The 11971-nt window shown below is 68.5% G+C and carries 10 protein-coding genes and 1 pseudogene; 7 read left to right on the top strand and 4 right to left on the bottom strand.

The genetic code is table 11. The features are described 5' to 3' along the window. Positions 1-158: 158 nt before the first annotated feature. From J7E88_RS29140 to J7E88_RS36355, 5 genes and pseudogenes are all read left to right on the top strand, one after another. The gene (locus tag J7E88_RS29140; RefSeq protein WP_215186344.1) at positions 159-1796 is read left to right on the top strand and encodes a penicillin-binding transpeptidase domain-containing protein; all 1638 of its coding nucleotides are present in this window, start codon (positions 159-161) and stop codon (positions 1794-1796) included. Positions 1797-1845: 49 nt separating this feature from the next. Then, a complete protein-coding gene (locus tag J7E88_RS29145) occupies positions 1846-2337 on the top strand; it encodes a YbaK/EbsC family protein (RefSeq protein WP_215186346.1) in 492 nt (163 codons plus the stop codon). After that, positions 2334-3083: pseudogene (locus tag J7E88_RS29150) on the top strand (EamA family transporter); the annotation flags it as partial. The gene J7E88_RS29145 and the pseudogene J7E88_RS29150, both read left to right, overlap by 4 nt. A gap of 13 nt (positions 3084-3096) precedes the next feature. Further along, a complete protein-coding gene (locus J7E88_RS36350; protein ID WP_251023376.1) occupies positions 3097-3960 on the top strand; it encodes a recombinase family protein in 864 nt (287 codons plus the stop codon). A gap of 12 nt (positions 3961-3972) precedes the next feature. Further along, positions 3973-4539 (top strand): zinc ribbon domain-containing protein, encoded by a 567-nt coding sequence (locus tag J7E88_RS36355; RefSeq protein WP_308307647.1) that lies wholly within the window; start codon positions 3973-3975, stop codon positions 4537-4539. Positions 4540-4666: 127 nt separating this feature from the next. Here J7E88_RS36355 and J7E88_RS29160 read toward each other — a convergent pair whose 3' ends face one another. The 4 genes from J7E88_RS29160 to J7E88_RS29175 form a co-directional block, all read right to left on the bottom strand. Beyond that, complete coding sequence (locus J7E88_RS29160; protein WP_215186348.1) at positions 4667-6076, bottom strand: replication initiator; 1410 nt, start codon at positions 6074-6076, stop codon at positions 4667-4669. 264 nt (positions 6077-6340) lie between these two features. Further along, positions 6341-6535, bottom strand: coding sequence for a hypothetical protein (locus J7E88_RS29165; protein WP_215186350.1), 195 nt, complete (start codon positions 6533-6535; stop codon positions 6341-6343). Next, positions 6528-7835 (bottom strand): FtsK/SpoIIIE domain-containing protein, encoded by a 1308-nt coding sequence (locus J7E88_RS29170; protein ID WP_215186366.1) that lies wholly within the window; start codon positions 7833-7835, stop codon positions 6528-6530. The genes J7E88_RS29165 and J7E88_RS29170 overlap by 8 nt, the downstream gene beginning before the upstream one ends. Next, complete coding sequence (locus J7E88_RS29175; RefSeq protein ID WP_215186352.1) at positions 7835-8176, bottom strand: hypothetical protein; 342 nt, start codon at positions 8174-8176, stop codon at positions 7835-7837. Before J7E88_RS29175 ends, J7E88_RS29170 begins: the two co-directional genes overlap by 1 nt. 178 nt (positions 8177-8354) lie before the next feature. Here J7E88_RS29175 and J7E88_RS29180 point away from each other — a divergent pair, with 178 nt between their 5' ends. Further along, complete coding sequence (locus J7E88_RS29180; protein ID WP_215186354.1) at positions 8355-9131, top strand: GntR family transcriptional regulator; 777 nt, start codon at positions 8355-8357, stop codon at positions 9129-9131. Positions 9132-10241: 1110 nt separating this feature from the next. Continuing rightward, the coding region (locus J7E88_RS29185; protein ID WP_215186356.1) for a tetratricopeptide repeat protein at positions 10242-11971 on the top strand (1730 nt) is incomplete at its 3' end.

Genomic DNA, 11971 nt, shown 5'->3' on the forward strand with positions numbered 1-11971 from the left:
GCCCGGCACGGTCGGGTGGGCAGAACTGATGGGCCCGGCCCCCGGCGTCGCGGTCCCATAACAACCCCCTCCCCCGTCGCTCCCGTCCCGTAAAGTGGCCCCTGACTCGCGATCTTGAACATGTTCAGGACGTGCACTCTGGGGAGGGGGCTGCGGTCATGCGCAGTGGAGCGAAGGTCGCCGTCATCGGCGGCGTGTTCGCCGTCGTGGCTACGGGTGTCGGCTACGGGGGATGGAATCTGTACAACGGGCTGACCGGCAGCGGCACCGACGACGGCGTCACCACCCGGTCCGCGCCCAAGGAGACCGGGCCGCCCGGCGCCGAGGATGTCGAGAAGACCGCGAAGGACTTCCTCGCCGCGTGGGCCGCGGGCGACGGGCCGACCGCCGCCCAGCTGACCAACAACGCCGCCGAGGCGGAGCCGTTACTCACCGGCTACAGCGAGGACGCCCATGTCACCGAGGCCGTGATCGAGGCCGGCGCGGCGGTCGGGACGAAGGTGCCGTTCACGGTCGAGGCGACGGTGGAGCACGACGGGGTGTCCAAACCCTGGTCGTACTCCTCCGAGCTGACCGTCGTCCGCGGGCTTACCACCGGCCGGCCGCTGGTGGACTGGCAGCCCTCCGTGGTGCACCCCGAGCTCACCAAGGGCGCCTCGCTGGTGACGCAGGAGGCGTCCGCCCCGCCGATCAAGGCGGTCGACAAGGACGGCGTCGAGCTGACGAAGGAGAAGTACCCCTCGCTCGGCACGGTCCTCGACGAGCTGCGCAAGAAGTACGGCGCGAAGGCGGGCGGCACGGCGGGCGTCGAGCTGGTGGTCACCTCCGAGGACCCGAACGTGCCCGACAGCACCCTGCTCACCCTCACCGAGGGGAAGGAGGGCACGCTGCGGACGTATCTGGACGCGGGAGTGCAGGCGGCCGCCGAAAAGGCGGTCAAGGCGTACGGCAGGGCTTCCGTCGTCGCGGTCGAGCCGAGCACCGGCCGGATCCGGGCGGTCGCCAACAACCCTGCGGACGGCTTCGACACCGCGCTCGGGGGCGCCCAGGCGCCGGGCTCGACGATGAAGATCGTGACGGCGGCGATGATGCTGGACAAGGGGCTGGTGAACGGTCCGGGCTCGTCCGTCGAATGTCCGGCGACGGTCACCTGGGAGCGCGAGTTCCACAACCTCGAGGACTTCTCGCTCGGGACCACCACGCTCCAGCGCGCCTTCGCCCGCTCCTGCAACACCACTTTCATCAAACCCGTCAAGCCGCTGGGGCAGGGCGCGGGTTCGGCACTGGGCGAGACGGCCCTGAAGTACTTCGGCATCGGCGCGGAGTGGCAGACCGGCGTGCAGACCTGGGACGGCGCCGTACCCGCGTCGGCGGGCGCGGAGACCGCCGCCTCGTACATAGGCCAGGGGAAGATCCAGATGAACGCCCTCAACGTCGCGTCCCTCGCCGCCACCGTGAAGGGCGGGGCCTTCCGGCAGCCGGTGATCGTCCCGCTGGCGCTCGACGGCCGTGAGCCGGCCACCGCGCAGCCGCTTCCGGCGGGCATGGCGCAGACCCTGCGGCAGTTGATGAGTGCCGCCGCCACGGGCGAGGGCACGGCTGCGCGCGCCATGGCCTCGGTCTCCGGCAGCAAGGGCGCGAAGACCGGATCGGCCGAGGTCGACGGGCAGGGCGACTCCAACGCCTGGTTCACCGGGTACGCCGGCGACCTCGCCGCCGCGGCCGTCGTCGACTCCGGCGGGCACGGCGGCGACGCGGCGGGACGAGTGGTCGCCCAGGTCCTGAACGCGCGCTGAACATGAGCGCGGTCGCATGGCCCGTACAGCTGCCGCTAGCGTGCGGGCCATGAGCTCTCAGGACACCTCAGACGCCCACCCCCGATTCGCCGAGGCCCTGCGCGAACTCGGCCTCGATGTCCCCGTACGCCGCTTCCCGGACGCCACGCGCAGCGCCGCCCAGGCGACCGAGGCCATCGGCTGTGACGTGAGCGAGATCGTCAAGTCTCTGATCTTCGAGGCGGACGGGGTGCCGGTGCTGGGGCTGATGGACGGCTCCTCCCGGGTGGACGTCGAGCGGGTGCGCGCGGAGCCGGGCGCCGAGTCGGTGGAGCGCGCCGACGCCGACCTGGTGCGGGAGACGACCGGGTACGCGATCGGGGGCGTACCGCCGTTCCGGCACCGCACCCGCACGAGGGTGCCGGCGGACCGGGGGCTGCTCGACCACGCCATGGTGTGGGCGGCGGCCTGTACTCCGCACGCCGTCTTCCCGCTCGACCCGAAGACGCTGATCGCCCACGCGGGCGGCACGGTGGTGGACGTCCGAGAGCGCCCCGCGTGACGGTCCTCGTCGCCGCCGCGGTGCTCGCGGCGGCGGTCACCCACGCCGGCTGGAACGCCCTGGCGCACGGGATCAAGGACCAGGTGGTCGCGTTCACCCTGATCGCGGGTGGTGCCGCCGTCATCGGCGCGGTAATGGCGTGCTTCGCACCGCTGCCCGCGTCCGGCGCCTGGCCGTACCTCATCGCCTCCGTGCTGCTGCACGTCGGCTACCAGGCGCTGCTGATGCGGTCGTTCAGCCTCGGCGACTTCGGCCAGATGTATCCGATCGCGCGCGGTACGGCACCGCTGGTGGTGACGGTGGCCGCGGCGCTGTTCGTGGGCGAACGGATCGGCGGCTGGCAGCTCGCCGGGGTGGCGGTCGCGTCGGCGGGTCTGATCGGTGTCGCGCTGTGGGGCATCAGGGGCTCGGGCGCGCGCCCGCACTGGGCGGCGATCCTGGCCGCGCTCGCGACCGGGCTGTCGATCGCCGCGTACACGGTGGTGGACGGCGTGGGCGTGCGCGCGTCGGGCACCCCGATCGGCTACATCGCCTGGCTGATGATCCTCGAAGGCCTCCTGGTCCCCGCCTACGCCGTGTGCACCCGCCGGGGCGCCCTGCCGGCCCAGCTGAAGCCGTACGCGGGACGCGGACTGCTGGGCGCGGCGATGTCCATCGCCGCGTACGGCCTGGTTCTGTGGGCCCAGACCCACGCCCCACTGGCACCGATCGCGGCCCTGCGGGAGTCATCTGTCATACCTGGCTCATACCGTATTTGTCATGAGCCGATCTAAGAGCAAGGCGAGCGTGACGCCCGGCGACGACGCGGCCATCTACTGCCGAATCTCGCACGTGAAGGACGACGACCAAACAGGCGTGGACCGACAGGAGCGCATCTGCCGGGAGATCGCGGAGCGACTGCAATTACGCATCGCGCCGGAACACGTCTACGTGGACAACAACCGTTCAGCCTGGCAGCGCAACCGCAAGCGTCCAGGCTGGGACGAGATGCTCAAGACAATGAGCGAGGGAGCCATCCGCCACGTGATCGTTTATCACCCGGACCGGCTCATGCGGCAACCGAAGGACCTTGAAGAGCTCCTGTCCATAGCCGAGGACAAACGCGTCTTGTTGCACGGCGAGGCCAACCGTCGCGACCTGTCGGACCCGGACGACCGTTTCATCTTGCGCATTGAGGTCGCGCACGCGTGCCGCTCGTCCGATGACACGTCGCGACGGCTGAAGGACGCATTCAAGGACATGGCCAAGGCGGGCACTCCGCACATCGGCAATCGCCCGTACGGCTACACCAAGAGTGGGCACGCGATCGTCGAGGAGGAAGCCGAGATCGTGCGGGAGGTCTACCGCCGGTACCTGGACGGTGAGTCACCCATTTCGATCGCTCAAGACCTCCACTCTCGCAAGATCCCGACGTCCAAAGGGAAGCACTGGGAGGCGGAGAACGTACGACACCTACTGTCCTCCAACTACGTCGCCGGTATCCGTGTCCATCAGGGCGAGGAGATCGGGCCGGGCGCATGGCCCGCCATCATCGATCGCGGGCAGTGGGACGAAGTGCAGCAGCACCGAAAGCACCGGGCCGCGCGCATCGGGCAGCAGCGCAAGCGGCCTGATCGCTACTAACTCCTGCGAGGAGTGGCCACCTGCGCTTGCGGTATGCGCATGGCTGGCACGAACGGCGGCAGGTACGCGTACTACCGGTGCACCCGAGCGGCGCTTAACGGTGAGCAGAAGTGCGGTCGTTCCGTGTCTGCCGGGCCGCTGGAGAGGTTCGTGCGAGAGGTCGCGGTCAAGGGGCTTGCGGTGATCGATGTGTCCGGCCGCCCGCTCGTAAGCACGGTGCGTCCGGAATCCGACGTGCAGGCCGAAGAGAAAGACCAGAAGAAGCTCAGGGAGTTGAATCAACTCTGGCTCAGCGACGATCTCTCTACGAGCGAGTACCAGTCGATGCGCGCCGTCATCCTCAAGAGGATCAAGGAGCGCCAGCGCAGGACCGTGCAGCGGCCAGTGGCTGTGCTCGAAGGCATCGCAGGCCCGGATGCCGAGGCGAACTGGACGGAGCTGGAGAGGAGTGAGAACTACGCCCGCATGAATGCGATCTATCGATTCCTCTTCTCCGCCGTCATCGTGCACCCTCCCAAGACCAGAGGCCGAGGGTTCGATACAGACCGCGTCGAGGTCAAGCCGAACCCGCTCCCCTAACGATCAACCGGACCGGAGCCGAGGAGCCGCGCCAGGCGGGCAGCGCTCTTCGGCCCGATGCGTTTGGGGATCTTCGCCGCTTCTCGTTCAACGGCGCGTCGCCACTTCTCAGGATCCTGCCGCGCCATCAGTGTGCCGCCCGCTGGCTGATCTCTTCACGGGCGATCTCCCGGTTACGTGTGAGGTCTTCGGCGATCCCTGCGGCGATGAGGGCAGCCCCAGGCGTGTGGCCGGAGTCCATGTAGCGCCAGCGAGCCTCGGTGATTGTGTCGGGGCTGTCGGGGAGGTCGGCTCCGGCGGTAGTGCGTTCGTGGCCGGCGCGTTCGGCGCGCAGGGTGGAGTAGGTGGTGGAGTAGGCGCGGGATTTGGTGAGGATGTGGCCGCGGTAGCCGAGGGTGTGTGCCCAGGCCCGTAGCCGCAGGGACTCGAACTCCGGTAGGCCGCCGAGTCGCCAGCAGGCGCGCATGAGGGTTCGCAGGTGCGGGGAGACCGGCGCGGTTTCTATCTCGTCGGCGGAGGTCAGTCGGTGGTCGGTGCCGGCGGCTGTGTCGGCCGCTCCTTTGGTGACGTACTTGGCTACATAGGCGGCGACCGCGTCATCGGCGAGTCCGTCATCGTCGCCGAAGGCACGGAGTGGCCGGGCGTCGAGTTGGGCCCCCCAGCGCAGGGTGTGTTCCCCGGTGGCCGGACTGTATGGGGTGTGGACGGTGACCGCGCGAGCGGCAGTGCGTATGGCGGCGGTGAGCGCGTCGGCGGTTGCCCAGGGCAGGGGCGGGTCGTGGGGGCCGTTCGGGCCGTCGATGCGCACGACGGCGTGAATGTGGATGGCCGCGCGTCGTTGGTATTCGGCAACTTTGGCGAAGGAGAGTCGGGCGTGGTCAGGGAAGCGGGACTGTGCGATCCCGGCAGCCGAGGCGAGGGCGCGGCGCACGCTGCGGGTGAAGCGTGCCCATAGTTCGCCTGTGTGGGCGTGCCACAGGACGTGTCCCGCGTAGTCGTAGCAGTCGGGACATAGCGGCTGGCCGACGAGCCGGTTTGTGGCCGTGTGACGGGCGAAACAGCTGAGAGACCGGCCATGCTCGCAGTGCCCCGCGTCCCGGCGGGGGCGGCAGCGTTCTGTGCCGGTGGTGAGGTGGTGCACGGGGCCGAAGCCTGGGGCAGTGAGGGTGACGAAGAGCCGGGGGTGTTGGCGTACGTCGGTGGGGACGCTCTTGCCGCCGAGGAGTCCGGCGCGCACCAGGTGAAAGGTGTCTCCGGCGTGGAGGCGCGAGCAGGGCGGACAGACGGTGGCGCGCCGGTTGCGGCAGCGGACGAGGAGCCGTTCGCCCGGCTCCATGGTGGTGTCGTAGTGGTACAGGATCTCGCCGCTGTAGGTGTCGCGGACAGTCGTTGCGCCGGTGAGGTGGATGGGATGGGCGCAGCCGCCGGTCGCGGTGATCTGCTCCAGCCAACGGGCGAACTGGGGTTGCTGGGCCAGGCGGATGGCGTCTTGGTCGACTTCGGTGAGCTGACGCAGACGCGCCGCGCGGTCGAGCACGGCGCGCCTGTCAGCCGAAGTGGTCTCGGCGGTAATGGTGGGGACCTCCCTTGATGGGCCGCCGAAGCGGCACGGACGGATGGTGGGTGGGCTGGGTCCATGGCGAGCACTCCCTTGGTCGGTGGGTCGGTTGGTCAAGTCAGCGGGTGGTTCCGGTGCCCCGGCAGCAGCGGCATCGCCGCCGGTGTCCGGTGCGGGTCTTGCGGTAGCGCTCGCCCTTGCAGACGGGGCAGCGCACACGACGCATCGGCATACGGCTCCCTGTCAGGTATGGGTGAATCCGGAAAGGAACCAAGTGACGATGCCGTCCACGGTGAAGATCACCGGGGTCTGTCCGAGGTAGAGCCCGAACAGGCCGATCATCACGGCTTCCCACGCCTTCACATCCCGGGAGCGCACCAAGAGGACGGTGATGATCCCGAAGACCAGGGCGAAGGGAATCGAGGCTTCCTCACTCATGGATCTCACTCCCTGCGGTGGCTTTCAGCGCCTTGTTCACGCCGGGCAGTTCGGGCGTCATGCCCGCGTAGGCGGAGGCGGTCTTGCGTGCCTCCTCGGTCGTGGTGAGGTGGGAGCGGGCCCGGTCCCAGCCGCCTTCCGTCCCGGTGCACACGGCCACGCCCTTCTCCTGGGAGGTGATGGACTGGGCGACGGCTACGGCGTCCTTGTTGAGGTCGCCCAGGGTCATCTCGGCTGTGTCGGGGTCGTTGACGCGGTGGCAGATCCGTCCGGCCAGCTGAGCGCGCAGGGCGGTCACACCGGGCCCGAGGTCGGAGCCGACGCGCTGCCCGGCGACCACCAGGTGCACACCGAGGGCCGCGCCAAGCTGCCCGAGGCGCAGGAGGTAGGTGGAGCACTGCTCGGCTTCCGCCTTGCCCTGGCGGGTGCCGTCCGTCAGGTAGAGCTCGGCGAGCTCATCGATGATGACCACGATGGGCACCGGGCGCAGGTGGTGGGGAAGGTCCCAGATCGAGCGGGCCCCAGCCGCACGGCAGGCGCGCATCCGGTCCTGTATCTCGACCACGAGCGCGCCGAGTACGGCCGCCGCCTCTCGCCGGCTGGTGGTCAGCGCGGTGAGGCGATCGCCGAACAGACCGAGTTCCATGCCGCCCTTGCAGTCGATGCCGACCAGGGCGACCGGTTGCGGGGCGAGTTGGCATACGAGACGGGCAAGGAGAGTGGATTTGCCCGACTGGGTAGCCCCGGTGATCAGCCAGTGGGGAATCTGCCGGAGGTCCATCACCCATGCTCCGCCAGACTCCAGCACCCCGACCAGCGCACACAGCAGCCCCACGGAGGCTGACGCCAGGCCGGGCCGCTCCAGCGGGTCCCGGGCAGTAGCCGTGATCAGCACGGTTCCCCGCTCCGGTGAGGTCACCCGCACCCCGTGCACACGCCAGGCGTGCATGATCGCGTCGGCCGCTGCGATGAATGGGCCCGGCGTCTGGCCCGGATGGAGCCGCACCACCAGGGACAGGCCCGTTGGTGTGGCGCGCGGGAAGGAGATGCGCGGGGCCCGGGGGCGCACCGGCTCGCCCCGTACCTCCAGGTCACCCACAATCCGGCGGGAAGGTTTACGTGTGACGGTGAGACCGTTGAACTGCGCGACCCTGCGCCAGGTGACCAGCACCCGCACCGCGGTGACCGGGTAGCCCGTCAGATACCAGAACCACACGGGATGCCGCTCCCTCAGCGCGGACCCGGCAACCAGTAACCAGGCCAGTGCGGCGAGAGCGAACGCGAGCAGGACCGGGCCCATCACACTCCACCCGCCTTACTGGCAGAGCCGGTTATGGGGGTGATGGCAGCGGCACGGAAGCTGATCCCGTGCCGGTCGCCCATCGCCCAGGCGAATGCCTCCAGGCCCGTGACCCTGACCTCGGTGCCCTCGGTGACGCCCTTGGGCTCCCCGGTCACCGAAATCTCGATCACTGACACCCGGCGCCCCTCCTGACGGACCATGACGCCCACGGTGTAGATCGTGTTGCCGTCTCGGTCCTTCTTCACCTCCTTCGTCTCGAAGTTGCTGACCTTCGCTTCCGGCCCCACAGCGCACCGCAGTACGCCGAGCCGGGATGTGTCCACAGGTATGGACTGCATGGGTAGTCGGCCTCCCTGGCCGTCCAGACGCCAGCCTCTACCTGACGTCACTCGTACTGACGAGTGACAACGATGCCCTGCCTTGACGCCAGAAGGCAAGCACTTATGCTGACGAGTGACGTAACACGACGGGCGTCATCCGCCCGCACCAGCGCGCCCATGAGCGGAGGCCACAGACATGGCAGGCATCGAGCGCCCCGGACCGCTGTACCAACAGGTCGCCGCCGCCATCAGGCAGGGCATCGCAGACGGCGAATTCCCGCCCGGCACCCCGCTCCCCTCAGAGGCACAGCTCATCGAGCGCTACGAAGTCAGCCGGCCAACCGTGCGCAACGCGATCGCAGCGCTTCGATCCGAAGGGCTCATCGAGGTACGTCACGGCAAGGGCAGCTTCGTGAAGGGCATGCCCACGCCGCCGCTGACGATCGAGCGGACGATCACCCGCGCCGGGAAGACCTTCACTCCCGGTCACACCTCATGGGAACAGCCGCACGAACCGACCGTCTACCGGACCGAAACCACCAACACGACAGGCCCACTGCTCGAAATCAGCGAGGGCGAAGCACTCTTCGGCGTCGACCGCGTCCTGATCGATCCGGCGACCGGAGCCCGGGCACTGCACCGTGTGCTGATTCCCTTCGCCACCGCCGAGAATGTGCCCTCCCTCGCCGACGCCCCGGACACCGCGCTGGAGGAGATTTACACCGCTCTCACCGCGGGCGGACACAAACTCACCTGGTCCGAGACCGTACGCGCCCGCATGCCCCAGGCCGACGAGCGCAACGCCCTGGAGCTCCCCGACGCCACACCGGTCATCCACACGATGCGCGTCACCCACGGCACCGACCACCAGCCCCTCATCCTCGAAGAACTGCGAGCCAGCGGCAGCCAAGCTCAGCTTTCCTACCGCATCACCGCCGAAAGCCCCCGCGCACTCCGCGCCGTCCACAGCTGACAGGCGGGGATCGGTCCAAACCCTCTTCACTTACTCGAGCCAGCGGCAGCCAAGCTCAGCTTTCCTACCGCATCACCGCCGAAAGCCCCCGCGCACTCCGCGCCGTCCACAGCTGACAGGCGGGGATCGGTCCAAACCCTCTTCACTTACTCAAGGCGCCGCGCAAGCGCGGCGCGCCGCTGCCCCCGGCTCGGGGGCAGCCCCTGTCTTCGCCGGGCTGCCCCCGGCCGGGCGGCGGCGCACCGAGCGCGGACACCAACCTGTTAGAGCAACTGGGGCGGTCGGCTCCACGGCTTTAGGCAGCCACCATGGGGCGAGCCTCGAAGATCGGGGCCCACATCGGGCTTTAGCGGGCAGGTCCAGAGACTGCCCGAGTCGCGGCAAGCTTACGGGCCCCGATCTCTCGCCCCATGGCAGCTCCCGCCCAAAGCCGCTCCACCGACCTGTCGGATGGTGCTGGCCGCATGTCTGCGCCGATTCTTCATTGTCTGCGTGACAGCGTGTTGTTCCGTGCCAACATGTTGTGGATCGCATGGTGTTGGCAAGGGCGGGGGTCGAGATGCCGGTCGTGGTGCGGTGGATCATGGCGGTGACTGCTTCGGTCCTGGCGTTCTTCGTTGTCGCGGTTCCCTGGGCCACGCTGTCCGATGGGAAGGATCCGTGGGAGGTGATCGGTCCCGTCGCAGGTGTGGTTGCGGCTGGTGTTCTCGCTGCTCTTGGCTGGTGGGCTGCTCAGGCTGGTGCCGCCGTCAGCAGTGGGCCGACCCGGCGAGTATCGCAGTCGGCACGCGGGCGCAACATCAAACAGACGGCAGGGAACCAGAGTGCTCTTCCGCGTACCCGCAGTCTTTTGCGAGAGAAGATCCGGCAAAGGGCGCGCGGTAGTGGTGATGTAGACCAGGTCGGCGGCGACCGAACCTGACCGGGGGCGCAGCGGTGAAAGAGCACCCGGCACAGCACCGAACGCAGCAGAGTGCCCGTACCAAGGGCGACATCAATCAGTTCGCCGGAGGCACGCACTTTCATGCATCGCCCCCTAGGCAAGGGGTCGAGTGGCCGGTATGGGTGGGCGCTGTCCCGAAGCTCGCTGCGGCTTTTCAGCCGCGCGCCATGGCCCGCGAGGACATCGCTCAGGCCCGCGCCGAGGGTGGCAGCGTGGTGCTCTCACAGGTCCTGGCGGGCGACGGAGGGGTTGGCAAGAGCCAGCTCGCCGCTGCACTGGCACGTGAATTGCGCGACCAAGCGCGGTCGGAGGAAGGCAATCTGGATCTCCTGGTGTGGGCAAATGCGACCGAGCCCGACCAGATCATCACAGCCTATGCCGATGCCGCCGAGCGACTCGGCCTTCCGGACGGCACCTCCGGGGATCTCGTCGCGGCGGCGCAAGCGTTCTTGGCATGGTTGCCCACCACCGAACGGCGTTGGCTGATCGTGCTGGACGACATCACCGATCCGGCAGCCGTAGATGCCTTGTGGCCCGACGGAAGTCACCGCAACGGTTGGGTCCTGGCCACCACCCGGCGCACTGACGCCCTGCTCAGCGGCCAAGGCCGCAAGCTAATCCGCTTAGACATGTACACGTCAGACGAAGCCCGCGCCTATATCCGCCGTCGTCTCACCGATGCAGGACACCCGCACCTCTACGACTCCGATGAGGCCAGTCAGCTCGCCGAGGAACTCGGCCATCTGCCGCTGGCGCTCGGGCACGCAGCCGCCTACATGATCAACAAAAGGTGCGGCATCGGCGACTACCTTCGACGCTTCCGCGACACGGGCAACAAGCTGAACGATCTTCTGCCGCCGAACGCCGACACCGAGGGCTACGGACGGCCCGTCACCACTGCTCTCCTGATCTCCCTGAGCGCCGTGCAGACTGCCGACACCACCAGTCTCGCCCGCCCTCTGCTGGAACTCATCGCCCTCATGGACCCTCTCGGCCACCCTGCCGATCTGTGGACCACTCCTCCCGTGAGGAAATATCTGCGGACCTCACGCCCCGCCCGCCGGCGCTGGCTGCGCAGACGACGGCCGGCCGTCACCGAGGAGGAAATCCACGCCGCGCTGGACTGCCTGCGTACCTACGCTCTCATCTCACAGGACACCGCCCAGGCGCCGATCCGCGTCCACGCCCTGACTGCCCGGGCCATACGCGAGACACTCCCTGTACAGGTACTGCCAGCGATTGCCCATACCGCGGCTGACGCGATCCTCAGTCTCTGGCCCGACCTCGATCACAACGACCGAGACCTCTCCGCGGCCCTGCGCGTGAACGCCATGCTGCTGGATCACCACACTCATCCATGGTTGTGGAAGCCTGCAGCTCACGGGTGTATTTACAAGGTCAGCGCTAGCCTCACGGCAGTAGGCCTCTACGAGCAGGCTCTGGCATACGACCAGAAGACTGCTCAGCAGAGCTGCGACATCCTGGGCCCGGACCACCCCGACACCCTCTCCGCCCGCAGCTACCTCGCTGTCTCCTATGGTGACGCCGGGCGCAACCTGGAGGCCCTCGAACTAGAAGAGGGGGTTCTGGCCGACAGGGAACGTCTCCTGGGCCCGGATCACCCCGACACCCTTACCGCCCGGCAAAACCTCGCCGTCTCCTACAGTGACGCCGGCCGCAACGAGGAGGCCCTCGAACTAGAAGAGCGGGTTCTGGCCGACAGGGAACGTCTCCTGGGCCCGGATCACCCCGACACCCTTACCGCCCGGCAAAACCTCGCCGTCTCCTACAGGTCTGTTGGGCGCAACCTGGAGGCCCTCGATCTGCGTGAGCGGGTTCTGGCCGACAGGGAACGTCTCCTGGGTCGGGATCACCGCGACACCCTTACCGCCCGGCA

Source organism: Streptomyces sp. ISL-10 (assembly GCF_018614575.1).
Taxonomy (GTDB): domain Bacteria; phylum Actinomycetota; class Actinomycetes; order Streptomycetales; family Streptomycetaceae; genus Streptomyces.